Source organism: Ewingella americana ATCC 33852 (assembly GCF_000735345.1).
Classification (GTDB): Bacteria; Pseudomonadota; Gammaproteobacteria; order Enterobacterales; family Enterobacteriaceae; genus Ewingella; species Ewingella americana.
The window spans coordinates 40,299-64,773 of record NZ_JMPJ01000017.1; the positions used below are offsets into that span (position 1 = coordinate 40,299).

At 53.7% G+C, this 24,475-nt stretch carries 30 protein-coding genes; 17 read left to right on the plus strand and 13 right to left on the minus strand.

Going from position 1 to position 24,475, the window contains the following annotated elements:
• Positions 1–21: 21 nt before the first annotated feature.
• Complete coding sequence (gene rnk, locus GEAM_RS00265; RefSeq protein WP_034786686.1) at positions 22–432, minus strand: nucleoside diphosphate kinase regulator; 411 nt, start codon at positions 430–432, stop codon at positions 22–24.
• A gap of 410 nt (positions 433–842) precedes the next feature.
• On the opposite strand from rnk, the gene GEAM_RS00270 reads away from it, so the two are divergent.
• From GEAM_RS00270 to GEAM_RS00315, 10 genes are all read left to right on the plus strand, one after another.
• The gene (locus tag GEAM_RS00270) at positions 843–1,190 is read left to right on the plus strand and encodes a PRD domain-containing protein (protein WP_034786687.1); all 348 of its coding nucleotides are present in this window, start codon (positions 843–845) and stop codon (positions 1,188–1,190) included.
• A 39-nt stretch (positions 1,191–1,229) separates the two neighbouring features.
• A complete protein-coding gene (locus tag GEAM_RS00275) occupies positions 1,230–1,595 on the plus strand; it encodes a glycine-rich SFCGS family protein (RefSeq protein WP_034786688.1) in 366 nt (121 codons plus the stop codon).
• The gene (locus GEAM_RS00280; protein WP_034786689.1) at positions 1,595–1,891 is read left to right on the plus strand and encodes a DUF4312 family protein; all 297 of its coding nucleotides are present in this window, start codon (positions 1,595–1,597) and stop codon (positions 1,889–1,891) included. The genes GEAM_RS00275 and GEAM_RS00280 overlap by 1 nt, the downstream gene beginning before the upstream one ends.
• Positions 1,892–1,968: 77 nt before the next feature.
• The gene (locus GEAM_RS00285; protein ID WP_034786690.1) at positions 1,969–2,745 is read left to right on the plus strand and encodes a DUF4311 domain-containing protein; all 777 of its coding nucleotides are present in this window, start codon (positions 1,969–1,971) and stop codon (positions 2,743–2,745) included.
• A 15-nt stretch (positions 2,746–2,760) separates the two neighbouring features.
• A complete protein-coding gene (locus tag GEAM_RS00290; RefSeq protein WP_034786691.1) occupies positions 2,761–3,408 on the plus strand; it encodes a DUF4310 family protein in 648 nt (215 codons plus the stop codon).
• A gap of 135 nt (positions 3,409–3,543) precedes the next feature.
• Positions 3,544–4,677: an amidohydrolase/deacetylase family metallohydrolase gene (locus tag GEAM_RS00295; protein ID WP_034787286.1), complete on the plus strand. Its 1,134-nt coding sequence runs from the start codon at positions 3,544–3,546 to the stop codon at positions 4,675–4,677.
• Positions 4,667–5,794, plus strand: coding sequence for a DgaE family pyridoxal phosphate-dependent ammonia lyase (locus GEAM_RS00300; RefSeq protein WP_034786693.1), 1,128 nt, complete (start codon positions 4,667–4,669; stop codon positions 5,792–5,794). Before GEAM_RS00295 ends, GEAM_RS00300 begins: the two co-directional genes overlap by 11 nt.
• Positions 5,791–6,531: a 2-dehydro-3-deoxy-phosphogluconate aldolase gene (gene dagF / locus GEAM_RS00305; protein WP_034786695.1), complete on the plus strand. Its 741-nt coding sequence runs from the start codon at positions 5,791–5,793 to the stop codon at positions 6,529–6,531. Before GEAM_RS00300 ends, dagF begins: the two co-directional genes overlap by 4 nt.
• A 122-nt stretch (positions 6,532–6,653) precedes the next feature.
• The gene (locus GEAM_RS00310; protein ID WP_034786696.1) at positions 6,654–7,850 is read left to right on the plus strand and encodes a lactonase family protein; all 1,197 of its coding nucleotides are present in this window, start codon (positions 6,654–6,656) and stop codon (positions 7,848–7,850) included.
• Between the two features lie 123 nt (positions 7,851–7,973).
• Positions 7,974–9,893 (plus strand): BglG family transcription antiterminator, encoded by a 1,920-nt coding sequence (locus GEAM_RS00315; protein ID WP_034786697.1) that lies wholly within the window; start codon positions 7,974–7,976, stop codon positions 9,891–9,893.
• A 38-nt stretch (positions 9,894–9,931) separates the two neighbouring features.
• On the opposite strand, the gene npr is transcribed toward GEAM_RS00315, so the two are convergent.
• The 11 genes from npr to GEAM_RS00370 all read right to left on the minus strand — a co-directional run bounded on the left by npr (position 9,932) and on the right by GEAM_RS00370 (position 18,007).
• A complete protein-coding gene (npr, locus tag GEAM_RS00320) occupies positions 9,932–10,204 on the minus strand; it encodes a PTS phosphocarrier protein NPr (protein ID WP_034786698.1) in 273 nt (90 codons plus the stop codon).
• Positions 10,201–11,055, minus strand: a complete 855-nt coding sequence (gene rapZ / locus GEAM_RS00325; protein ID WP_034786699.1) for an RNase adapter RapZ — start codon at positions 11,053–11,055, stop codon at positions 10,201–10,203. Before rapZ ends, npr begins: the two co-directional genes overlap by 4 nt.
• 138 nt (positions 11,056–11,193) lie before the next feature.
• Positions 11,194–11,676, minus strand: coding sequence for a PTS IIA-like nitrogen regulatory protein PtsN (ptsN, locus tag GEAM_RS00330; protein WP_172468494.1), 483 nt, complete (start codon positions 11,674–11,676; stop codon positions 11,194–11,196).
• Between the two features lie 113 nt (positions 11,677–11,789).
• Positions 11,790–12,077, minus strand: a complete 288-nt coding sequence (gene hpf / locus GEAM_RS00335) for a ribosome hibernation promoting factor (protein WP_034786702.1) — start codon at positions 12,075–12,077, stop codon at positions 11,790–11,792.
• 23 nt (positions 12,078–12,100) lie between these two features.
• Positions 12,101–13,534, minus strand: a complete 1,434-nt coding sequence (gene rpoN / locus GEAM_RS00340) for an RNA polymerase factor sigma-54 (protein WP_034786705.1) — start codon at positions 13,532–13,534, stop codon at positions 12,101–12,103.
• A gap of 72 nt (positions 13,535–13,606) precedes the next feature.
• The gene (gene lptB / locus GEAM_RS00345; protein ID WP_034786706.1) at positions 13,607–14,332 is read right to left on the minus strand and encodes an LPS export ABC transporter ATP-binding protein; all 726 of its coding nucleotides are present in this window, start codon (positions 14,330–14,332) and stop codon (positions 13,607–13,609) included.
• A gap of 6 nt (positions 14,333–14,338) precedes the next feature.
• Entirely contained in the window at positions 14,339–14,899 is a 561-nt protein-coding gene (gene lptA, locus GEAM_RS00350; RefSeq protein ID WP_034786708.1) for a lipopolysaccharide ABC transporter substrate-binding protein LptA, read from the minus strand.
• Positions 14,868–15,446: an LPS export ABC transporter periplasmic protein LptC gene (gene lptC / locus GEAM_RS00355; RefSeq protein ID WP_034786710.1), complete on the minus strand. Its 579-nt coding sequence runs from the start codon at positions 15,444–15,446 to the stop codon at positions 14,868–14,870. Before lptC ends, lptA begins: the two co-directional genes overlap by 32 nt.
• Positions 15,443–16,009, minus strand: a complete 567-nt coding sequence (gene kdsC / locus GEAM_RS00360; protein ID WP_034786711.1) for a 3-deoxy-manno-octulosonate-8-phosphatase KdsC — start codon at positions 16,007–16,009, stop codon at positions 15,443–15,445. The genes lptC and kdsC overlap by 4 nt, the downstream gene beginning before the upstream one ends.
• Positions 16,010–16,025: 16 nt before the next feature.
• On the minus strand, positions 16,026–17,012 hold the full coding sequence (kdsD, locus tag GEAM_RS00365; protein WP_034786712.1) for an arabinose-5-phosphate isomerase KdsD: 987 nt from the start codon (positions 17,010–17,012) through the stop codon (positions 16,026–16,028).
• 17 nt (positions 17,013–17,029) lie between these two features.
• A complete protein-coding gene (locus GEAM_RS00370; protein ID WP_034786713.1) occupies positions 17,030–18,007 on the minus strand; it encodes a calcium/sodium antiporter in 978 nt (325 codons plus the stop codon).
• Between the two features lie 310 nt (positions 18,008–18,317).
• Here GEAM_RS00370 and mlaF point away from each other — a divergent pair, with 310 nt between their 5' ends.
• The 7 genes from mlaF (at position 18,318) to murA (ending at position 23,196) form a co-directional block, all read left to right on the plus strand.
• Entirely contained in the window at positions 18,318–19,121 is an 804-nt protein-coding gene (gene mlaF / locus GEAM_RS00375; protein WP_034786714.1) for a phospholipid ABC transporter ATP-binding protein MlaF, read from the plus strand.
• A 15-nt stretch (positions 19,122–19,136) separates the two neighbouring features.
• The gene (gene mlaE, locus GEAM_RS00380) at positions 19,137–19,919 is read left to right on the plus strand and encodes a lipid asymmetry maintenance ABC transporter permease subunit MlaE (RefSeq protein WP_034786715.1); all 783 of its coding nucleotides are present in this window, start codon (positions 19,137–19,139) and stop codon (positions 19,917–19,919) included.
• Positions 19,920–19,922: 3 nt separating this feature from the next.
• Positions 19,923–20,471 carry an outer membrane lipid asymmetry maintenance protein MlaD gene (gene mlaD / locus GEAM_RS00385; RefSeq protein WP_034786716.1) on the plus strand — a complete coding sequence of 183 codons (549 nt, stop codon included), beginning with the start codon at positions 19,923–19,925 and terminating at the stop codon, positions 20,469–20,471.
• A 39-nt stretch (positions 20,472–20,510) separates the two neighbouring features.
• Positions 20,511–21,143, plus strand: coding sequence for a phospholipid-binding protein MlaC (mlaC, locus tag GEAM_RS00390; protein WP_034786717.1), 633 nt, complete (start codon positions 20,511–20,513; stop codon positions 21,141–21,143).
• Positions 21,140–21,433 carry a lipid asymmetry maintenance protein MlaB gene (gene mlaB, locus GEAM_RS00395; RefSeq protein WP_034786718.1) on the plus strand — a complete coding sequence of 98 codons (294 nt, stop codon included), beginning with the start codon at positions 21,140–21,142 and terminating at the stop codon, positions 21,431–21,433. Before mlaC ends, mlaB begins: the two co-directional genes overlap by 4 nt.
• Positions 21,434–21,625: 192 nt before the next feature.
• Positions 21,626–21,880, plus strand: a complete 255-nt coding sequence (gene ibaG, locus GEAM_RS00400) for a BolA family iron metabolism protein IbaG (RefSeq protein ID WP_034786719.1) — start codon at positions 21,626–21,628, stop codon at positions 21,878–21,880.
• Positions 21,881–21,936: 56 nt separating this feature from the next.
• The gene (gene murA / locus GEAM_RS00405) at positions 21,937–23,196 is read left to right on the plus strand and encodes a UDP-N-acetylglucosamine 1-carboxyvinyltransferase (protein WP_034786720.1); all 1,260 of its coding nucleotides are present in this window, start codon (positions 21,937–21,939) and stop codon (positions 23,194–23,196) included.
• Between the two features lie 117 nt (positions 23,197–23,313).
• Here the strand turns inward: murA and degS are convergent, their stop codons facing one another.
• Positions 23,314–24,384, minus strand: coding sequence for an outer membrane-stress sensor serine endopeptidase DegS (gene degS, locus GEAM_RS00410; protein ID WP_034786721.1), 1,071 nt, complete (start codon positions 24,382–24,384; stop codon positions 23,314–23,316).
• Positions 24,385–24,475: the final 91 nt, after the last annotated feature.

Consider the following 24,475-nt stretch of genomic DNA (forward strand, 5'->3'; position numbering starts at 1 on the left):
GCCATCGGGAGGGCGTGACTGCTACAGGCGGTACTCTCCGGCCGCTTCCGGCTGATACAATAACTCTAACACCTTAACCAGACTCTCTTTGCCATTCGGCATGGTCCAGGTGATGCTGCTACCCACGCGCAGGCCCAGCAGAGCGGCACCTAGCGGAGCCATCACTGACAGCTGCTCATCGGTATCTTTCAACGCCGCCGGGTAAACCAGCGTGCGCACATGTTCTTCGCCTTCGTTGCCTTCCGTGAAGCGTACCTTACTGTTCATCGTCACGACGTCGGCAGGTATCTCCTGCGGCGGCAGGATTTCAGCGCGATCCAGTTCATCGTTCAATGCCTCAGCCACCGGGCCGCTGGCGTAAGCCGCCTGCGCCAGTAAGGTATCTAAACGTTCTGCATCAAGCTCGTTGATGGTCAGGGTCGGTTTGCTCATAGCATTTTTCCTATTTCCTTCTGAGTCGCCATCGCAAGCGATGGTGTAGGGTGGCATGGTTGCCGATTGTCAAAAAGCAACACCCCCGCGCAAAAGCGCAGGGGTGTTGGCGTTTTTTAAATTTCTCATCTGATACTAGGCAGAGATAGCGCAAAATGGAAGGGCTAACCTTTCATTCGTCACTACTAAAACGCCTAAAGGCAGTGAAATACCCTGAACCCTCGCCGTCTGATAGCGGTATCCCCAGATTAATCCCAGTTTTGAGAATGTGATCCGCTTAGGTCACTGCATTTCCACTTTGAACTGGAAAAAAACCGTCTACACAGGAAATGCCCACGGGGTTAGGGTAAAGACAGATGAAATAAACGCGCTTTTTTAGCATTGCACGGCAAGGAGAGGGGTAACCGCGAGTGAATAACGGAACCGCATCTGTTAATACGGCAGGGCAAATTGGTTTGGAAGACGCAGAAGCAACCACAGAGAAAGTGTTAAAAGATATTCAGGTGATGTTGAATGCCGAAAATATCTATACCAATGATGTCCAGCAGCAGATGTTAGCCTCGCACGTTAAGGCAATGGTATTACGCTCAATTACTGGCGAACCATTACCCGAGGTTGAAAAAGAGCTGTTTGACGAAATCTCTGCGGAGTCAATGCGAATGGCGGAGCGAGTTGTCGACCTGTTCGGCAATTTACCTATCGAAGAGGCTTATTTACTCTCGGTACATTTTGAAGTCGCAAAAGACAACAATTCTTAACGATTTATATTTCACACAATTTATCTGGAGAAAGAACTCATGGGACAAATTACCGTTGTTATCGGCGACCGTTTAGGGAAAGGCCAGAAAGTTGCAGCAGGCGTAGAAGCCGCAGGTGGCAAGGCTATCGTTGTGCCGGGTGTGGCCGCTGACATGAAATTAGGCGACGTGATGAAAGCAGAAAATGCCACCTTCGGCATCTCTTTCTGCGGCAGTGGCGGCGCGGGCGCAATTACTGCGCAAACCAAATACGGATATAAAGCAAAATATGGAATGCGCTCTGTGGATGAAGGCGTAACTGCAATTAACGAAGGTTGTAATGTATTAGGTTTCGGATTTATGGATAAAGAAGAGCTGGGTCAACGTCTGGTTGAAGCTTATATCAAGAAATTCGGCCAGCCGTAATGAAACAACAATTAACCACCACCGTTCGGGTTGAAGGAAAAGGCGAAAATAAGGCCGCCGCCTTTTCTGCCGCGCTGAGTCAGGTGCAAAGAACCGTTCTTAAATCTACGAATAATATCTTGCTGCGAATTGAACCGCAGGACGTCAAGGTGATCACCGCAGAAGAGACGGTAAGAAAGGAAAAGTTCCTGTTCTTTTTTCTGGCCAGAGAAAGGAAGAGTTATTACTTAGTGCTCGATATTACCGTCAATATGACTGTAATTGAGACTGACAAGGTAGTTTTTGTCACTAAATAAGGAGCCGCTGAGTCAGGAATTAATATTCCTGATAAAAGGCTCTAAAAACGTTAGCTATAAATGACAAGGATATACTGATGTTTTTAATTATCTTATTTAAGTCGCTTATTATCGGCGGATTGGTCGGCGTGGGCGTAGGTGCAGGTGCTGCACGTATGTTTCACGCGCCAAGCGTGCAAGGGATGGGGGCTTTTCGTACTCTTGGGGAATTAAATTCCTGTGAAGGCGATCCAGCTTCGCATTTCTCTTTCGGTTTAGGCTTCTTCTTCAACGCCTGGGCGTCTTCTGTCGCAGCAGGTTCCTTCACACAAGACGTCGACCACCGCATTATTCCTCACTGGGCCGCAGCCTCGTTGATGGTGAAAAACCGCAACGTGTCTGAAACCCTGCACGATCCGCGCAAGATGGCCATCGCCGGTGCTGTTATCGGCATGATTGTCGTCGCGTTCCTCAACACCACCGCCTCCGCCGTACCGGCAGCCTTGCAGGTTACCGCGGTCAAAGTGCTGGTGCCTGCCGCTAACCTGTTGGTTAACACCGTCATGCCGGTGATTTTCTGGCTGGCAGCGATTGACGCAGGCCGCCGCTCCGGCTTCTGGGCCACCATCTTCGGTGGTTTGGCACAGATGATCATGGGTAACGCCGTGCCGGGTCTGGTACTGGGTATCTTGATTGGTAAAGGCGTCGAAGAGGGCGGCTGGAACCATGTGACCAAGGTGATGATGGCGGCAATTATTGCGCTGTTCGTGCTCAGCGGGTTCTTCCGCGGTTTCGATGTGAAATTGCTTCAGTCCTTCATGTTGGATGTTCCGGCATGGTTGAACGGCATTCACAACTCTCTTAGCGGCAAGTAACAGGGGATTATGACAATGGAAGAACAAGCCAAAAGTGGTTTTTGGTACGCCGAGTGGTCGTTCCCGATCTTCGTCGGATTACTCTCCTCCGGGGTATTTGCCGGTACGCACATGTACTACCTGTACGGCATCGGTGCCTTTAACGAAGTCGCCTTCGTGTCAATGCTGCGTTCCGGCATGGATACCGGGGTGTATGGCGCAGTAGCCGCCTTCGGCGCGAGCTTCTTGTTCGCCCGTATTATCGAAGGCTCGCTGGTCGGTATTCTTGATATCGGCGGCGCTATCCAGACGGGTATCGGGTTAGGGGTTCCGGCGATTCTGCTGGGCGCTGGCATCGTGTTCCCGGTGGCCAACTTCGCGGCGTCTCTGGTGACTGGCCTGATTCTGGGGCTGGCGGTGGGTTACATCATCATTCTGGCGCGTAAATTTACCATCAACCAGAGTAACTCGACCTACGGCGCAGACGTCATGATGGGCGCGGGTAACGCCTCAGGCCGCTTCCTCGGCCCGTTGATTATCCTCTCCGCAATGGCGGCTTCAATTCCAATCGGTCTGGGTTCATTGCTCGGCGCGCTGGTGTTCTACATCTGGCAGAAACCGATCACCGGCGGCGCTATTTTGGGCGCGATGATCCTCGGGGCAATTTTCCCGGTATCACTGTAAAGAGTATCGCTGTAGTAGAAAGCAATAAAACGAGTTAAATCAGGCGTCGGCGGCTCGCCGCTGACGCCTAAAAGCAGGACAGAACGGGTCGGGTGGCCACTGTAACTGCCCTGCGTTAACGGAGAATGGCGTATGTTGTATGACCTGATAATCCGACAGGCAAAAAGCTCAGACGGCAGCTTGACGGATATTGCAATTCACGACGGTAAAATCGCCGCCATCGGCCAGCTGGATCCCAGCGTCAGCGCCAAACAGATCCTCGAGCTACAGGGCAAGGTTTTCGCCAGCGCCGGGTGGATCGACTCTCATGTTCACTGTTATAGCAAATCGCCGATTTATCACGACGAGCCGGACTTAGTCGGCGTCGCCAGCGGCGTCACCACGGTTATTGATGCAGGCAGCACCGGCGCGAACGACGTCGATGACTTCTACCAGTTGACCCGTCAGGCCAAAACCAACGTCTTTGCTTTCCTCAATATCGCCCGCACCGGCATCGTGACCCAAAACGAGCTGGCGGACATGGAGCAAATCGACAAAGTGGGCGTGCGCGAATCTATCGCCCGCAACCCCGGCTTTATCATCGGTATCAAAGCTCGCATGAGCAGCAGCGTGGTGGGCAAAAATGGCATTAAGCCGCTGAACCGCGCCAAAGAGATCCAGCAGGAAAACGACGACCTGCCGCTGATGGTGCACATTGGCAATAACCCGCCAAATCTGGATGAAATCGCCGATCTACTGACTTCCGGCGACATCATCACCCACTGCTACAACGGCAAACCCAACCGCATTTTATCGCCTGAGGGCGTGCTGCGTGATTCGATTAAACGCGCTCTGAGCCGCGGCGTGCGCCTCGACGTCGGCCACGGCAGCGCCAGCTTTAGCTTTGAAGTGGCCCAGTTGGCCATTCAGCAAGGCATTTTGCCGCACACCATCAGCTCCGATATTTACTGCCGCAACCGCGTCAACGGCCCGGTCCACAGTCTGGCGGCGGTGATGTCTAAATTCTTTACCGTCGGCATGACGTTAGAACAGGTGATTGATTGCGTCACCGCTAACGCCGCCGACGCGCTTCGCCTGCCGTCAAAAGGACGCCTCGAAGTCGGTGCCGACGCTGACCTGACGCTGTTTGAGATCCAACACGCGCCGAAAGTCTTCCTCGACTCCGAAGGCCAGTCAGTGACCGGCGAACACCATCTGATCCCACTGGCCGCCGTGGTCGCTGGCGTCACCCTATTAACTGATGAAGGGAAATCAAATCATGTCTTCTAATGCCGATCTCTACGAAAAATATAAATTAAAACAAGTTATTAACGCTTCAGGCCGTATGACCGCACTGGGCGTGTCTACCCCGCGCCCGGAAGTGGCTGACGTGGTGAATACGGGCCTGAATCACTACTTCGAAATGAAGGATTTGGTCAATAAAACCGGGGCTTACATCGCCAAGCTGCTGAATGTCGAAAACGCCGTGGTGGTTTCCTGCGCCTCGGCGGGGATTGCTCAGTCAGTCGCCGCCGTGATCATCAAAGACAACGCCTGGCTGCTGGAAAACCTGCACGCCGCGCCGCTGGAAGTGCCGCACGACATCGTGCTGCCGAAAGGCCACAACGTGAACTTCGGCGCGCCGGTCGGCACCATGGTCACCATGGGGGGCGGCAAAATTGTTGAAGCCGGTTATGCCAACGAATGCTCCGCTGCCCAGCTGGCTGCCTGCATTACACCGCGCACCGCCGCCATTCTGTACATCAAATCGCACCACTCGGTACAAAAAAGCATTCTCTCGGTGGAAGAAGCCGCCGCCGTGGCGCAGCAGCACAACCTGCCGCTGATAGTCGATGCCGCCGCCGAAGAGGACCTGACCTGCTACTACAACATGGGCGCAACGCTGGTGATTTACAGCGGCGCGAAGGCCATCGAAGGGCCAACCAGCGGCTTGGTGCTGGGCAAACACCAGTACGTCGAGTGGGTGAAGCAGCAGTCCGGCGGTATTGGCCGCGCGATGAAAGTCGGCAAAGAGGGCATTCTTGGCTTAACGCAGGCGATTGAAAGCTACATCACCCAGCCGAAAACCACTGGGCAGGAGATGGTGGACAAGATGACGCCATTCATCGAAAGCTTGAACCAAATCAACGGCGTGAGTGGCCGCGTGGTGTGGGACAGCGCCGGGCGCGACATTGCGCGCACCGAAATCACCTTCGACGAAGCCGTGCTGGGCTGGAAAACCAAAGCCATTGTGGAAGCGATGAAAGAGGGCGATATCGCGGTGTACTTCCGTGGTTACCGCGCCAACGAAGGCAAGATTGAAGTCGACGTGCGCAGCGTGACCCCGCCGCAGTTAGCCATCGTCGCCGAACGTTTCAAACAAATTTTTGATGGAGCAAAAGCATGAACCTGACCCCGAACTTCTATCGCGATCGCGTGTGTCTGAACGTGCTGGCTGGCTCCAAAGACAATGCCCGCGACATCTACGACGCGGCGCAGGGCCACGTGCTGGTTGGCGTGCTGTCCAAGAACTATGCCGATGTGCCTTCTGCCGTAGCGGATATGAAAGAGTACGCGTCGCTGATTGAAAACGCCCTGTCCGTCGGGCTTGGCGCAGGCGACCCGCGCCAGTCGCTGATGGTCAGCCTGATTTCACAGCAGGTTCAGCCTCAGCACGTCAATCAGGTGTTCACCGGCGTCGGCACCAGCCGCGCGTTGCTGGGCCAGAATGACAGCGTGGTTAACGGCCTTATCTCCCCAACCGGCAAAGTGGGCTGGGTTAAAATCAATACCGGGCCACTGAGCGCCTCGCAGCCCGACGCCATCGTGCCGGTCGAAACCGCGATTGCGCTGCTCAAAGACATGGGCGGCAGCTCGGTGAAATACTTCCCAATGGGCGGCCTGAAGACCCGTGATGAGTTCGCCGCCGTGGCGCGCGCCTGCGCCGAGCACGACTTCTGGCTGGAGCCGACCGGCGGTATCGATCTGGAAAACTTCGAGCCGATCATGGAGATCGCCCTCGAAGCCGGGGTGAGCAAAGTCATCCCGCACATCTACAGCTCTATTATCGACAGCGCCAGCGGCGACACCCGTCCGGCCGATGTCAGAACCCTGCTGGCGAGCGTCAAAAAGCTCGTAAGCTGAGGTTTCTTCTCGTATTCCAATCCGCGCCGTCAGTTCGCTGCACTGTTAAACACCCTGCGTCGCCGTTTTATGGCGCAGGGATCCCGCGTTTGTCTGGCAATCCCTTTGATTTGAGGAAATGTATGAGAAACTGGTTACTGATTGCAGGTTTAACATCCGCGATGGTGGCGATGTCTGCCACACCGCTCTACGCAGCAGAAAAAGCTATGGCCCAAACTTCACACTATGCCTATGTCGGGACTTACAATCCCAATGGCGAAGGCGTCTATCGTTTCAAATTTGATAGCAAAACCGGCGCGCTGACTGACCGCGTGTTGGCCAGCCAGTTGCCGAATCAGGCACAGATGGTGGTGAGCCACGACGGCAAAACCCTGTTCATCGGCAGTGAAATCGATAACTACAATGGCGGCAAAAATGGCGCGATTGCGGCTTATAAAATCAACCCGCAGGACGGCAGCTTAACGCTGATTAATCAGGTAGATTCACAGGGCGCAGGCCCGGTTTACCTGTCGCTGACGCCAAAAGGCGACCATCTGCTGGTGGCTAACTACATCAGCGGCGTGGTGGCGACCTTCCCGGTTGATGCCAGTGGCAAACTGGGTGAAGCCAGCGATCATCAGCAAGACTCAGGCCCGGCCGGTGCCGCCAAACCTGAAGGTGCGGCGCCGGGCAGCTTTGCCGCCAGCGACCACAATGGCCCGCACGCGCATATGATCGCCACCGATCCGAGCGGCAAGTTTGTCTTCTCAACCGATCTTGGTCTGGACCGGATCTACCAGTGGAAGCTGGACAGCGCCAGCGGCAAGCTGGAAGCCAACGATCCGCCGTTTATCAACGCTTCTTCCGCCGGGGCCGGACCGCGCCATTTCGTGTTCCACCCGAACGGTAAAGTGGTATTCCTGATCAACGAAGAAGCTTCGACCCTGACCAGCTACCGCTTCGACAGCGCCAAAGGCACGCTGACCCAACTGCACGTGCTCTCTTCGTTACCGGCTAACTTTAAAGGCACTAACTTTGCCGCCGGTATCGTGCTGAGCAAGGATGGGCATCACCTGTACGTGGCGAACCGCCTGCACAACAGCATCGCGCAAATCAACGTGACGGGCGAGGGTGCAATGACCTTCGCTGAGGAAGCTTGGACCCGTGGGGACTACCCGCGCACGCTGACCTTGTCGCCGGATGGAAAATACATTTACGCGATGAATCAACGAAGCGATAACATCACTCGATTCAAGATTGCTGTCGAGAGCGGTAAACTGACTTTTGTGGATGATTACACGCCAGTGGGCAGCCCATCGCAGATGGTGATTGTTCCTTAAGCGCGTTACCTCGCGAGGTAGGCGGAAAAAACGGGTGCGGGGTGACGCAGTGGGTCATCCCGCCTTGTCATTTCAAGTGGCAGTAGAATTGATGTTTCACAGCAACAACCAACTGGAAGGATTATGGTGAGATTTCCCTATCAACGACTGGCCCATCTGTTTGATGCATTACAGGCCGAAACGCTGCCTCAGGACGAGCTGGCGAAGCGCCTTGACGTCTCCACTCGCACCGTGCGCGCTGACATTACCGCGCTAAATGAAATCATGGCCCAGTACGGCGCCTCCTTTGTGCATAACCGCGGCAGTGGTTATCAGCTAAAAATCGACGACCAGACGCTGTTCTCTGCGTTGCAGGAAACCAACAATCGCCGGGTCAGCCCAACGCCGCGCACCGCGCCGGAGCGGGTGAATTATCTGCTTATACGCTTTTTGACCTCAGCTTTCTCGCTCAAGCTGGAAGATCTGGCCGATGAATGGTTTGTCAGCCGGGGAACCCTGCAAAATGATATGGCTGAGGTCAGAGAACATCTGGCACGTTACCACCTGAGCATTGAAACCAAGCCGCGCTACGGTATGAAGCTGTTTGGCGCGGAGTTGGCGATCCGCTCCTGCCTGACAGATTTGTTGTTCCAGCTGGAAAGCGACGAACAGAGCCATCCGCTGCTGAAAACCGAGAGTCTGGCGCTTGAGGCGCTGGGGCCGTTAACCGATTTTATGCACCAGTCGCTGGCGCAGTCTTCCATTCAGCTGACCGATGAAGGCGAGCAGTACCTGATTTTGTACTGCGCGGTGGCGATTAAGCGCATTAGCGGCGGCTATCCGTTGACAGATTTTGATGCCGAAGAGGGCGACCCGGCAGTGAAGCAGGTCTCCACGCGTCTGGCGGCCGAGCTTAAAGCACTGGTGGGTAAGGAGATCCCGGCGGCGGAAGAAGCTTATTTGCGGGTGAACATCGCAGCGCGGCGGGTACAGAACATTTTGCCGACGGACATTAACGCTGACGACGATGAGTCGCTGGTGGATTACATTCTGTCCTATATCAACGCGCACTATAACTATGATTTGCAAGGGGATAAGCAGCTGCGCGCTGACCTTCTCACCCATATCAAGACCATGATCACCCGGGTGAAGTATCAGATTAATATCCCCAACCCGCTGCTGAGCAACATCAAGCAGCACTACCCGATGGCCTATGACGTCACGCTGGCCGCAGTCTCCAGCTGGGGTAAATACACGCCGTATTCGCTCAGTGAGAACGAAATCGGCTTTCTGGTGCTGCATATCGGCGTCGGGCTGGAGCGCCACTACAACATCGGCTACCAGCGCCATCCGCAGGTGATGCTGGTGTGCGATACCGGCAACTCGACCATTCGCATGATTCAGGCGCAGATCAGCCGCAAATACCCGCAGCTGGTGGTGACGCAGGTGGTGTCGCTGCGCGATTACGAGAAGCTGGAGCACATCGACGAAGACTTCATCATCTCCAACGCGCGTATCAATGAGAAGAACAAGCCGGTGGTGGTGCTGTCGCCATTCCCGACCGAATACCAGATGGAGCAGCTCGGCAAGCTGGTGCTGGTCGACCGCACGCGGCCCTACATGCTGGAGAAGTTCTTCGACGAGCGCCATTTCATGATAATTAATGAGCCGATGACCCAGGCCGAGCTGTTCCACAAAGTGTGCAGCCAGCTGGAAGAAGAGGGCTATGTTGACGCGGAGTTCTATCCGTCAGTGGTCGAGCGCGAAGAGATTGTCTCGACCATGCTGGGCGAAGGCATTGCGCTCCCGCACTCGCTGGGGCTGCTGGCAAAGAAAACCGTGGTGATCACGCTGCTCTCTCCACAAGGCATCGAGTGGGGCGATGGCGAAACCGCGCACGTGATCTTCCTGCTGGCGATCAGCAAAGCGGACTATGAAGAGGCGATGGCGATTTACGACTTATTCGTGACCTTTGTGCGGGAAAGGTCGATGAGCCGTTTGCTGAGCAGTGAGAGTTTTGATTCTTTTAAAGCGATAGCGATAGATTGCTTGAGTAGGATTTAAACGCGCATTGGCGCGTTTAAATCCTTATGACGGGTAAATTAATCTTCGTCGAAGCCGGAATTAATAAGATTAATCACGGCTTCCAAAGCTTGAACCTCATCGGAGCCAGTGGCTTCGATTTCAATCTGCTGGCCCTTCGGCGAGTCCAGCATCAGCAGCGCGATCACGCTGCTGGCCTCGGCTTCAATGCCTGCGTCGTTACGCAGCATCACTTCTGACTCAAAGCTCTGCACCAGTTCAAACAACTTCATTGCCGGGCGGGCGTGCATGCCCAGCCGGTTTTTGATTTCTACCGTTTGTTTAACCGTCATGATTTGCGTTTTTCCAGCGTGCGATGGCGGGATTGCACATTCTTCCCGCGAGAACGGAAGTAGTCAGCCAGTTGTTCAGCGATGTAAACCGAGCGATGTTTCCCGCCGGTACAGCCAATGGCGACGGTCAGATAACTGCGATTGTTGGTTTCCAGCATCGGTAGCCACTGTTCAAGGTAGCTGCGAGTCTGGTAAATGAAGTTATGCACATCGGTATGGCGGTCGAGGAACGCGGCGACGGGTTTATCCAGGCCGGTCATCGGGCGCAGTTTCGGGTCCCAGTGCGGGTTCGGCAAGAAGCGCACGTCAAACACGTAGTCGGCATCGATAGGAATACCGTGCTTGAAGCCAAAGGACTCAAACACCATGGTCAGTTCGCGCTCGCGCTTGCCCAGTAGGCGGGTACGCAGCATTTCAGCCAGTTCGTGAACTGACATCTCTGAGGTGTCGATGATCAGGTCTGCCGAGGAGCGCAGCGGCTCCAGCAGGTCAGCTTCTTCATCAATCGCACTTTCGAGCGACAGGTTTTTGCTGGAAAGCGGGTGTAGGCGACGGGTGTCGCTATAACGGCGGATCAGCGTGTTGCGATCGGCGTCGAGAAACAGCAGCTGTGGCGAGAAGCTCGCAGGCAGCTGTTTCATTGCATGTTCGTAAACTTCCGGAGTTTCCGGCATGTTGCGCACGTCGATACTGACCGCGGCGGAGGTATTACGTTCAGCAAGGGTCTGCGCGAGCTGCGGCAGTAACACCACCGGCAGGTTATCGACACAGTAAAACCCCATATCTTCCAGTGCCCGCAAAGCAACCGACTTCCCTGAACCGGAACGGCCGCTGACAATCATCAGCACCATGTTGTCACTCCCCTGCAATCAGTGTTCAGAATTCACTTTCCCGGAACACTATCCGGGAACCGTCATTGGCAAAATCGTGCCGGAAAATAAGATCCGGCTGAACATCAATCAAATGGGTCTTAGACCCTATTGTTCTTATTATTCACTTTCGGTCATGATTTGGAACAGTTCTTCGTCACTTTGCGCGCCGCGCAGGCGACGGCACACGGCCTTGTCAGCGAGCTTTTTCGCCACTAAAGACAAGGTGTGTAGATGGGTTTTACATTGATCAGCAGGGACCAGCAAGGCAAAAAGCAGGTCGACAGGTTGATTATCGATAGCGTCGAAAGCGATAGGTTGTTCCAGTTGAATGAACACCCCTACGGCGCGCAGCGTATCCTCTTCCAATTTGCCGTGAGGAATGGCGATACCTGCACCGATGCCGGTGCTGCCCATTCTCTCGCGAGTCAAAATAGCGTCAAAAATGACCTGTGGCGCCAGATTGAGCTGTTTGGCGGCGAGTTCGCTGATGATTTCCAGCGCGCGTTTCTTACTGGCGCAGTGAACGCCGCTTTTGGTGCACTCGGCATTAAGGACCGACGTTAACTGCATGGCTATATCGTTAATCATTTCATCATTCACTTTTTCGCTCTGACACCGGACAGGCTCTTTTACCCTAAATGACAGTTCGGCTCGCTGCCAGAAGGTCGCGAGCCGATACTCAAGGTCCGTAGTGCACAGAGACTATGTGGGTGCTAGTGCTGTTTCAGTTTATCTTTGTGCTTGTTTAGCTGGCGAGCCAGCTTATCAATCAGGAGATCGACGGCTGCATACATATCCTGATGATCCGAGGTGGCGTGCAACTCGCCTCCATTCACATGCAGCGTGGCTTCCGCCTTTTTCTGCACTTTTTCAACGCTCAACACCACGTATACCTGATTTATTCGATCAAAATATTGCTCAAGTTTGGCAAATTTTGTCGTAACAAATTCTCTGATAGGTTCCGTGATCTCGATGTGGTGTCCGGTAATGTTGAGCTGCATAATGTCTTCCTTCTCTGTTGAGGTCAAACTAACTGTTTACGTTGGTTTGAAGGCGGGATGGACAAAGACTCTCGGTATTTCGCTACTGTGCGGCGTGCGACCATGATCCCTTGATCAGAGAGCATGGTGGCTAACTTGCTGTCACTTAACGGTTTGACAGGGTTTTCCGCCGCGATTAATTTCTTCACCAGCGCCCTAATGGCGGTAGATGATGCCTCGCCTCCGCTGTCAGTACTGACATGGCTGGAGAAGAAATATTTTAGTTCGAAGATGCCGCGCGGGCTGTGCAGGAACTTCTGCGTGGTCACGCGCGATATGGTCGATTCGTGCATATCCACGGCGCTGGCGATGTCGGCCAACACCATAGGTTTCATAAATTCTTCGCCTGACTCAAAGAACGCCTGCTGCTGCTCGACAATGCAGCGCGTCACTTTCAGCAGCGTGTCGTTACGACTCTCAAGGCTCTTAATCAGCCACTTGGCTTCCTGCAAATTACTGCGAATAAACTGCCCGTCGCTGTCACTACGCGTTGAGTTGCCCATCGCGGCATACTGCTGGTTAATCTTCAGGCGTGGAATGCTGTCTGAGTTCAACTCGACGGTCCAGACGTTCGACACTTTACGCACCAGCACATCGGGGATCACATACTCAGATTCGCCAGTGTTGATCGACTGCCCGGGGCGCGGATCCAGCGACTGAATCAGCTGCATCGCACATTTAAGTGTATCTTCTTTTAAGCGGGTCGAACGCATCAGTGCGCGAAAATCATGATTGGCGAGCAGATCCAGATGTTCGCTGACAATCAATTTAGCTTCGGCCAAAAATGGCGTTTCCGCCACATATTGCGAAAGTTGGATCAGCAGACAATCGCGCAGGTCACGCGCCGCAACCCCTACCGGATCAAAGCGTTGAACGCGTTTGAGCACGGCTTCAACCTCTTCCATGCTGACCTCTTCATCGCCCATGCTTTCAAGGATATCTTGCAGCGAGACGGTGAGGTAGCCGGTTTCGTCAACGGCGTCGACGATAGAAGTGGCAATGGCGGCGTCGGTATCAGTAAACGGGGTCAGTTCGACCTGCCACATGAGGTAATCTTGCAGCGTTTGGGTGGTTTCGCCCTGATAGATTGGCAACTCGTCATCACTGTAGTCATTACCAGTGCCTGACGGCGTTCCTGCGGTGTAAATCTCATCCCACGTGGCGTCGAGCGGCAGCTCCTCGGGCATGTCTTTCTGCTCAAGGGCTTCACGCGTATCTAGGCCTTCACTGGCCGTGGCTTCGACGGAATCAATTTCATCATGCAGATCGGTTTGCTCCAACAGCGGGTTGCTTTCCAGCGCCAGTTGGATCTCCTGTTGGAGCTCAAGCGTCGATAGCTGCAACAGGCGAATAGCCTGCTGTAGCTGAGGTGTCATGGCCAATTGCTGGCTAAATCTGAGCTGCAAACCTTGCTTCATATCTTGGCTTTACTTCCTGAACTGAATTACCCGCCGTCACTCAACGCGAATGAAAGCGGGCAAAATCGATGATTACAGACGGAACTCATTGCCGAGATAAACGCGTTTCACTTGTTCATCTTCCAGAATATCTGTCGGAGTGCCGTGAGCAATTAGCTTGCCCTGACTTACGATGTAAGCGCGCTCACAGACATCCAGCGTTTCACGCACGTTGTGGTCGGTGATTAATACGCCGAGGCCGCTGTCGCGCAGATGTTCGATGATTTTTTTGATGTCGATAACTGAAATTGGGTCAACGCCGGCAAAAGGTTCATCAAGCAGAATAAATTTCGGGTTAGCGGCCAGCGCGCGGGCGATTTCCACACGGCGGCGTTCACCACCAGACAGCGATTGACCCAAGTTATCGCGCAGATGGGAGATATGGAACTCCTCCATCAGCTCGTTGGCGCGGTCATTGCGCTGCTCTTTGGTCAGGTCGTCGCGAATCTCCAGCACGGCCATCAGGTTGTTGAAAACGCTGAGGCGGCGGAAGATCGAAGCTTCCTGCGGCAGATAGCCAATCCCGCGACGGGCGCGGGTGTGCAGCGGCAGCAGGCTGATGTCTTCATCGTCAACCACAATACGGCCCGCGTCGCGCTGAACGATGCCCACGACCATATAGAAGGTGGTGGTCTTACCGGCACCGTTTGGCCCCAGCAACCCAACGATTTCGCCGGAGTTGACGGCCAGGCTGACATCCTCGACCACTTTGCGGCCTTTGTAAGCCTTAGCCAGATTTTCTGCGATTAACGTTGCCATAAATTATCACTTACTCTTTTTGGTCGGAGTTGTCGCCGGTTGCTGGCCTTTGTCTTGCAATTGCGAAGGTACCAGCACGGTGGTCACACGGCCGCCTTTGTTGTCACTGAAGGCCTGCATCTGCTGTTTTTGCACCAGATAAGTAATCTTGTCGCCTTTCACGTTGCTATCTTGTTGTTCCAGATAAGCATTGCCGGTCAGCGTCACCAAGTCATTCGCCACTTCATAGCGCACTTTCAAGGCGTGGCCGCTGATTGGCTTACCGTTATCCTGCATCTGATAGAAGGTCACAGGGTTACCATAGCCTTCCACCACTTCTTGGCCGGAAACGCCGTTAGGGCGGATAACCACGACTTTATCAGCTTTAACCTGAATAGAGCCTTGATTCACTACCACGTTGCCGGTGAAGGTCGCAGTATTGGTGTTTACGTCCAGCGCCTGATTAGCAGAGTCGATGGTGATCGGCTTTGTGGTGTCATCTTTCAGCGCAAACGCCGGAATGCTGACGGCTAACAGAGAGCTGGTGATCAGGAGATTACGGATTCTGTTTTTTGTTTTGAATTTCATAAGAGGTATTTACCTTATCGATCAGCTCTGCGGTTTTGTTACGCAGATTTCCACGCATTTTCATGCCGTTAGATGTAAAGCCTGTGCCATAAAGCGTCACTTCATCATCAGAGGCAACATCTTGCGTTACCAAATTGACTGAAGCGTTGTCGGTTCTAATACGCTGCAATTGCGAGGTATCAGGTGTCAGACTGTCGACCTGAACATGACCATACAAATAGAGCATCTTGTCATCGGTCATCTTGGCGCGATCTGAACGAACCGTCCACACAGGAATTTTGTCTTTGTCATACATGGTCATTACCGGGTTGGTAAACCATGTTAATTGAGTCGTAGTGTAATATTTGACTTCGTCAGAGACTAGCTTGTAATTCAAGGCACCCAGCGGGTTATAAACCACGGTCACCGTGTGCTGGCTCTGATAAGTCGGGTCCTGATCGTTTACTGCGACAGGCGCCGCATTGTCTGAGTCAGACAAATTCCAGCCAATCAGGGCTAATACCACGATGGCCAGAACGATAGTTATCCAAAGCTTTGGTTTGTTCATATTGACAGCCCTTTGGCGTCCTCCAGCTTGCCCTGTGCCAGCAGAATTAGGTCACATATTTCGCGTACTGCGCCACGCCCACCGGGGATTTGGGTTACATAATGCGCCTTAGGAAGCAGGATTGGGTGCGCATCTTTTACGGCAACAGACAGACCTACTTCAGCCATCACCGGCCAGTCAATCAGGTCATCACCAATATAGGCAACTTCATCAGCCTGTAGGGACAGTGTATCTAACAGTTCGCGGAAGGCCAAAAGCTTATCTGACTGCCCCTGATAAAGGTGGCGAATTCCCAGCGTCTTGGCGCGGTCTTCCAGCAATTTTGCATTTCTGCCGGTAATGATCGCCACTTCGATATCGGACGTCAGCAGGCAGCGAATGCCGTAGCCGTCGCGTACGTTGAAGGTTTTCAGCTCTTCGCCTTGGTTGCCCATATAAATCAGGCCGTCAGACATCACGCCGTCCACATCACAAATCAGCAGGCGAATGGACTTGGCTCGCTCCAGCACATTAGCGCTGACCGGGCCGTAACAAGTATCCACCGTAGCTGCTTTAATACTCATTCAGGGCATTCCTCAATTAAACTACGCCAGCGCGCAGCATGTCGTGCATATGTAACACACCCAACAAATGGTCGCCATCGGCAACCATCACGCAGGTAATGTGTCGGTCCTGCATCAAGTTTAGGGCATCAACGGCCAGTAAATTCGGGCGAACGCGAATTCCACCCGGGGTCATGACATCAGCAATAGACGCCTCACTGATGTTGACGCCCATATCGAAGATGCGTCGCAAGTCGCCATCCGTGAAGATGCCTTCGATTTTCATCAGGTCATCGCAAATGATGGTCATGCCGAGATTTTTGCGGGTGATCTCCAGCAGGGCGTCGCGCAGAGAAGCGTCGCGGCTGACATGGGGGATTTCGCTCCCAGTGTGCATGATATCGCTGACGCGCAGCAGAAGCTTACGGCCAAGTGCTCCGCCGGGGTGCGACATGGCGAAGTCTTCCTCCGTGAAGCCGCGAGCCTGCAATAGCGCCACGGCCAGCGCGTCGCCCATTACCATCACCGCGGTGGTGCTGGAGGTCGGCGCGAGTCCGAGCGGGCAAGCTTCTTCAGGGACGCGCACGCAGATATGCACATCGGCGGCTTTGCCCATCGAGCTTTCCGGGTTGGCTGTCATGCAAATCAGGGGGATAGAAAGGCGCTTCAGCACTGGGATCAGCGCCAGTATTTCGTGCGACTCGCCGGAGTTGGAAATCAGGATAACGATGTCTTGTTTCGACACCATGCCCAAATCGCCATGGCTGGCCTCGCCCGGATGGACGAAGAATGCTGGCGTGCCGGTGCTGGCGAAGGTTGCCGCCATTTTGCGCCCGACGTGGCCTGATTTGCCCATGCCCATCACCACTATTTTACCGGCGCAGGCGAACATCTTTTCACACGCGCGGGTAAAATCGTCATTGATGTATTGGTCGAGTTGCTCCAGTCCTTCGCGTTCCGTCTTCAGCACTGCTTTTCCTGCGGACTGATAATCAAACCCGCGTTCTGGCTCGAAATTTCCCATTTTTTCTTCCTGATGGGTCAAAAATCAACGCTGCCCGGCACAAAGTAGAGCAACGCGAGGTAGGCGACAAAGCCACATAATAACAAGGTTCCCGCCAGATGACCGATGCGATGTTTGCGCATCAGGCACAGGCCGGTTAGCACCACGCTGACGGCTAACATCACCCAGTAATCGCGGTGGAACGCCTCCGGGCTAAACGACCCGGGCGCAACCAGCGCCGGTAGGCCTAGCACCAAGCAGGTGTTAAAGATGTTGGCACCAATAATATTACCCAGCGCGATGTCGTCTTCGCCTTTCACCGCGCCCGCAATAAAGGTCGCCAGCTCAGGCAGGCTGGTGCCGATAGCCACCACCGTCAAACCAATGATCAGTTCGCTGACGCCAAAGTAGCGGGCGATCACCGTCGAGTTATCAACAATCATGCTCGACGCCAGCGGCATAATAATGAAGCCCAGCGCCAGCCATAGGAAAGCCACCGTATTGCTGCTGTCCTGCGGAAGTTCCGCCATCTGTTCATAAGTCAAGGTGTCCAACCCTTGCTTCTCTGCGGCGCGGGCGATTTTTATCATTAAGATGACAAAAATCGCGGCACTCGCTAGTAATAGCAAGCCGTCGGTTCTGCTCAGTTCACCATCACTAAGCAGAAAACCACAGAGCACGGTGACCAGTAACAATAAAGGGAGTTCGCGACGCAAGATATCAGAACGAACGGAAAGTGGATGAATTAGGGCCGCTCCGCCCAAAATCAGAAGAATATTAATGATATTTGAACCAATGGCATTACCCACGGCTAAATCCATCTGGTCATTAATCGCGGCAGTGGTAGAGACCACGAGCTCTGGCAGGGAGATGCCGATACCTACGACGGTCATACCAATAATTAATGGCGGGATGCCAATTGAGCGGGCGAGAACGGCGGCTCCGTACACTAATCGATCGGCGGCATAAACCAGAAGCAGTAGGCCGACAACCATGAGTACGATAGCGAGAAGCATGAAAAGTCCTTTAATTAGGTATAATGCGAGGTTCGTAACTCGAACAGGCGACCAAAATGGAAGTCAAAAATGATCAACATGCTACTAACGGCCTAAATACAGCCAGTCAAAGCTGCTATATGTTAGACGAATTGTTGATTTGTTTTAATCGGGTTTTCGAAGATTTTGACCCTCTGCCATAGAAAAGTAAATCAATGGCAACTTTGGTGACGCAAACGCGGTAAGTTTTTGTAAAAATACCGGAGTTATGCGCCGATCCCTCTAACATCAGGGGTATCGTAAGCTGAAACAGTCCGAAGGGATAAACTGAATGAGTCAGAGCCAATCGAATCTGGTCGAGATCAAAGGCATGAGCTTCATGCGCGGCGATCGTCCCATTTTCGAAGAGATAAACATGACGGTGCCACGCGGCAAAGTCACTGCCATCATGGGGCCATCAGGGATCGGTAAAACCACCTTGTTGCGTCTCATTGGCGGCCAGTTAGCACCAGACAGTGGTGAAATCTGGTTCGATGGGGAAAATATCCCTGCCTTATCACGCAGTAAGCTCTACGAATCACGTAAAAAAATGAGCATGCTGTTTCAGTCCGGTGCATTGTTCACCGACCTCAATGTGTTTGAAAATGTCGCCTTCCCGCTGCGTGAACACAGCAAGCTGCCTGAAGAGCTGCTGCGTAGCACTGTGACCATGAAGCTCGAGGCCGTAGGCCTGCGCGGAGCCGGGGAACTGATGCCCGCGGAGCTGTCCGGCGGTATGGCGCGTCGCGTCGCCTTGGCTCGTGCCATTGCGCTTGATCCCGAACTCATCATGTTCGACGAACCTTTTGTCGGCCAAGACCCCATCACCATGGGCGTCTTGGTGAAGCTTATTGATGAGCTTAATCATGCACTTGGCGTTACCTGTATCGTCGTATCGCACGACGTTCCCGAAGTCCTGAGCATCGCCGACTATGCTTATATTGTGGCGGCTCAGCACGTTATTGCGGAAGGAACGACAGAGGAATTGCAGAACAATCCTGACCCACGCGTCCGCCAGTTCTTGGACGGCATCGCGGATGGTCCGGTGCCTTTCCGGTTCCCAGCGGGTGATTATAAAACCGAGCTGCTTGGATGATGGAGTTGTATATCAATGTTAATTAAGGCATTAGCCTCAACGGGCCGCCGTGGCATTCAAACTTGCGCCTCTTTTGGTCGCGCCGGTTTGATGCTGTTCCGCGCCTTGGTCGGTAAGCCACAGTTTGCCAAGCAGTGGCCGTTGCTGCTCAAACAGCTGTACAGCGTGGGCGTGCTGTCACTGCTGATCATTTTGGTTTCAGGCCTGTTTATCGGCATGGTGCTGGGACTGCAAGGTTACATCGTTCTGACCACCTACAGTGCTGAAGCCAGTCTGGGCATGATGGTGGCGCTCTCTTTGCTTCGCGAATTGGGTCCGGTGGTCACGGCTCTGCTGTTTGCCGGGCGCGCGGGTTCAGCCTTGACGGCTGAAATCGGCCTGATGAAAGCCACAGAGCAGATCTCAAGCTTAGAGATGATGGCGATTGACCCGCTGCGTCGCGTCGTCGCGCCACGTTTCTGGGCCGGGATGATCTCCATGCCACTGCTTACCGCCATTTTTGTCGCGGTGGGGATTTGGGGCGGCTCTCTGGTCGGCGTGAACTGGAAAGGTATCGACAGCGGCTTCTTCTGGTCGGCGATGCAAAGTGCAGTAGAATGGCGTCATGACCTGCTCAACTGCTTGATTAAAAGCGTAGTTTTCGCCATCACCGTGACCTGGATTGCGCTTTTCAATGGTTATGATGCTATCCCAACTTCGGAAGGGATTAGCCGGGCAACGACTCGTACCGTGGTGCATTCGTCTTTGGCGGTGCTGGGATTAGATTTTGTGCTGACAGCACTGATGTTTGGGAATTAATCGATGCAAACGAAAAAGAGTGAAATTTGGGTTGGCGCATTTTTGATAATCGCCCTGTGCGCCGTGTTATTCCTTTGCCTCAAAGTGGCTGATATTCGTTCGCTCGGTTCAGAACCGACTTACCGTATCTCTGCCACCTTTGACAACATCGGTGGCCTGAAAGCGGGCTCTCCGGTCAAAGTGGGCGGCGTGGTGATTGGCCGCGTGAGCGCCATTACCCTCGATAAAAACTACTCGCCTAAAGTTGAGATGGATATCGAGCAGAAATACAACCAGATCCCGAGCACCAGTACCTTGGCGATTCGCACATCTGGCCTGTTGGGCGAGCAGTTCTTGGCCCTGAACATAGGTTTTGAAGACCCAGAGATGGGAACGACTATCCTTAAAGATGGCGGTTCAATTCAGGACACCAAATCAGCTTTAGTTCTGGAAGACCTTATCGGCCAATTCCTGTACAAGAGCGGTAACGATGGTAAAGATGCGAAATCTGGTGACGCGCAAGCCGCGCCAGATGCTGTATCAGCCCCACAACCTGCGGCCCCAAGTCATTAAGTAGTTTCCATCGCAAAGCTTTATTAAGAGGAGCAAGGCATGTTTAAACGTATTATTTTAGCCACTCTGCTGGTGGTAATGGCACCCCTTGCCAATGCGGCAGTTGACCAGACCAACCCTTATAGCGTGATGAACGAAGCGGCGAAGAATACCTTCACCCGCCTCAAAACCGATCAGCCGAAAATTAAGCAGGATCCCAACTATCTGCGCACCATCGTGCGTGAAGAACTGCTGCCTTTCGTGCAGGTGAAATACGCGGGCGCACTGGTGCTGGGCCGTTACTACAAAGACGCTACCCCTGCTCAGCGTGATGCTTACTTCAAAGCTTTCGGCGACTACCTGCAACAGGCTTACGGTCAGGCTCTGGCGTTGTACCGCGACCAGACTTATCAGGTGCAACCTGAGCAGTCCTATGCCGGTCAGGACATTATCGCCATCCGCGTAACCATCATCGACCAGCACGGTCGCCCGCCGGTTCGCCTCGATTTCCAATGGCGTAAAAACAGCCAGAGTGGCAACTGGCAGGCGTATGACATGATTGCCGAAGGCGTCAGCATGATCTCTACCAAGCAGAACGAGTGGGCAGACATCTTGCGCCAGAAAGGCATTGATGGCCTGACTGAGCGTCTGAAACAAGCCGCTGCGCAGCCAATCACTCTGGATCAAAAATGAAAGGCCAACTGAGCTGGGAACATCAACCGCCGCGCCTGATTTTGCGCGGTGAGTTGGATCGCGAAACCCTGCTGCCCTTATGGAACCAACGCCTGACTTTGATGACCGGCGTTAACACCGTGGATGTTGCTGGCCTTGAGCGCGTGGATTCTGCCGGATTGGCGATGCTGGTTCACCTGCGTGAACTGGCGGAGCAGGGCGGAGGCTCGCTCAGCGTCACCGGCATGACCGATCGTTTGAGCACTTTGATCGCACTCTACAATTTGCAGGACATTATTCCTGTTAACTAAATGTGCTTTCTATGCCGGATAAAATAAGGCAATAGATACCGTGAGTTAGCCTGAAGTCATGGCAAAAGCGGCATCCAGACCGACAAGCCCCTGCGCGAAACTCTCGAACAGGGGCTTTTTCATGGTTTAAGAGTTGGCCGGATCTCTATAAGATGTTCGGCTGTTATGATCTCTTCAGAAGAATCGATTCCTATGGACACTAACGAAATTAAAGACGTGCTGATGAACGCATTGGCATTGGATGAAGCTCACATCACTGGCGACGGTAGCCATTTTCAGGCCATCGTGGTCGGCGCAATGTTTGACGGCATGAGCCGCGTCAAGAAGCAGCAAACCGTGTACGCCCCGCTGATGGAATACATCGCTGATAACCGTATCCACGCGCTTTCTATCAAGGCTTATACCCCTGAAGAATGGCAGCGCGATCGCAAACTGAACGGTTTTTAAGCTGACAGTTGCGCAATATTTGAAATGAAGTTTTTGAAATTAAGAGAGCCGTCATAATGGATAAATTTCGTGTACAGGGTGGAACTCGTCTCAGTGGCGAAGTCTCTATCTCCGGTGCAAAAAATGCCGCACTTCCTATCTTGTTTGCCGCGCTTCTCGCCGAAGAGCCGGTTGAACTTCAGAATGTCCCGCATTTAAAAGACATCGACACCACCATGAAGCTGCTTGGTCAGTTGGGGACTAAAGTCGAACGTAATGGTTCGGTTTTTGTTGATGCACGCGACGTAAATGAATTTTGCGCGCCATACGACTTAGTGAAAACCATGCGCGCCTCTATCTGGGCACTTGGTCCGCTGGTGGCGCGTTTTGGTCAGGGTCAGGTTTCCCTGCCGGGTGGCTGTGCTATCGGCGCACGTCCGGTTGATTTGCACATTAGCGGCCTTGAGCAGCTGGGTGCCAAAATCGTGCTGGAAGAAGGTTATGTTAAAGCTTCTGTCGATGGTCGCCTGAAGGGCGCTCACATCGTGATGGACAAGGTGAGCGTAGGCGCGACCGTGACTATCATGTGTGCGGCTACCTTGGCTGAAGGCACCACCATCATTGAGAACGCGGCGCGTGAGCCTGAAATCGCGGATACCGCCGGCTTCCTGAATGCTATCGGTGCGAAAATCACCGGCGCAGGCACTGACAAAATCACCATCGAAGGCGTGAAGCGTCTCGGCGGCGGTGTTTACCGCGTGGTGCCAGATCGCATCGAAACCGGTACTTTCCTGATTGCTGCTGCTATCTCTGGCGGTAAAGTGGTTTGCCGCGATACTCGTCCGGACACGCTAGACGCCGTGCTGGCTAAACTGCGTGAAGCTGGTGCTGATATCGAAGTGGGCGAAGATTGGATCAGCCTCGACATGCACGGTAAGCGCGCGAAAGCCGTGAACCTGCGCACTGCGCCGCATCCGGGCTTCCCGACTGACATGCAGGCGCAGTTCAGTTTGCTGAATCTGGTGGCTGAAGGTACCGGCGTTATCACCGAAACCATCTTCGAAAACCGCTTCATGCACATCCCAGAGCTTATCCGTATGGGTGCGCACGCTGAGATTGAAGGCAGCACCCTGATTTGTCACGGTGTTGAGCAGCTGTCCGGCGCGCAAGTTATGGCGACCGACCTGCGCGCTTCGGCGAGTCTGGTACTGGCGGGCTGTATTGCGGAAGGCGTGACTATCGTTGACCGTATTTATCACATCGATCGCGGCTATGAGCGTATCGAAGATAAACTGCGCCAGCTGGGTGCAAAAATCGAACGTGTGAAAGGCGAGTAATTCAGCCTAAAAGCCCGCTGCATCTTGGCGGGCCACGTATAAAAAAGCCGGAAGAGTGAATCTTCCGGCTTTTTTATCTGCGCGATTTCATCGCCAGAGAAGGCTAAACCCGCCCGCTTAGTGTGTCGGGTATTCCTGAATCGTGACCTGTAGAGCAATCTTCTTACCGTCGCGCATGATCTCAACCGGGATAACCGTGCCGGGGCGAATCTCCGCCACTTGGTCCATGGTCTCAATGGCTGACACCGCCGGTTTGCCGTTAACGCTGACAATCACGTCGCTGACCACGATACCCGCATTGGCCGCCGGACCGTTTGGCGTCACTTCATTAACGATAATGCCCTGAATTCTATCCAAACCGGTATTCGGCCCGTGCAGAGGAGAAGCCTCGCGCCCGCCAATGCCGATATAACCACGGATAACCCGACCATCGCGGATAAGCTTGCCCATCACCTTGGTCGCCAAGGCAGTCGGAATGGCGAAGCCGATACCTTCTGGCGTCGCGCCATCATTGCTCTGGTCGAAGGAGAGGGTGTTGATGCCCATCAGCTCGCCCAGTGAGTTCACCAGCGCACCGCCGGAGTTACCTTGGTTGATAGACGCATCGGTTTGCAGGAAGTTTTGGCGGCCTGACGGGCTTAAACCAATTCGACCCGTGGCGCTGATGATCCCCTGCGTCACGGTCTGGCCGAGGTTATAAGGGTTGCCAATCGCCATCACGATGTCGCCAACATGGGGGACGCGCTTAGGGTTGATTGGAATGACCGGCAGGTTAGTGCCCGCGTCGATTTTCAGCACCGCAAGGTCAGTCAGGGTATCCGAACCAACCAGCAGGGCTTCAAATACCCGCCCGTCCTGCAATGCCACGATGATTTGGTCAGCATTGTTGATCACGTGCTTGTTGGTGAGGATGTAGCCTTTGTCATTCATGATGACGCCAGACCCCAACGTGCGGATCTGTAACTCGCTCTGTGAGTTGGCACCCATATTACGGTTATAGACGTTAACTACCGCAGGGGCCGCATGACGCACGCCTTCGTTATAGCTGACCGGCTGTTCGCTGTTTTCAGTGAAATTGTGTTCGAACAACGGCTTGGCGATATTTTTTCGCAGCATAGGCACAGCTGCCAGCAGGATACCGGCAACAATCAGTCCAATAACGGCGGATCGCAATAACTTAACTAGCATGAGTGTCTGGAATGGTGGTTGAAATATGCCTGAAGGATAGCATGAGTTAATCGGACGCAGCACTGGCTACGTCCGATTTTCAGCAGTTTAC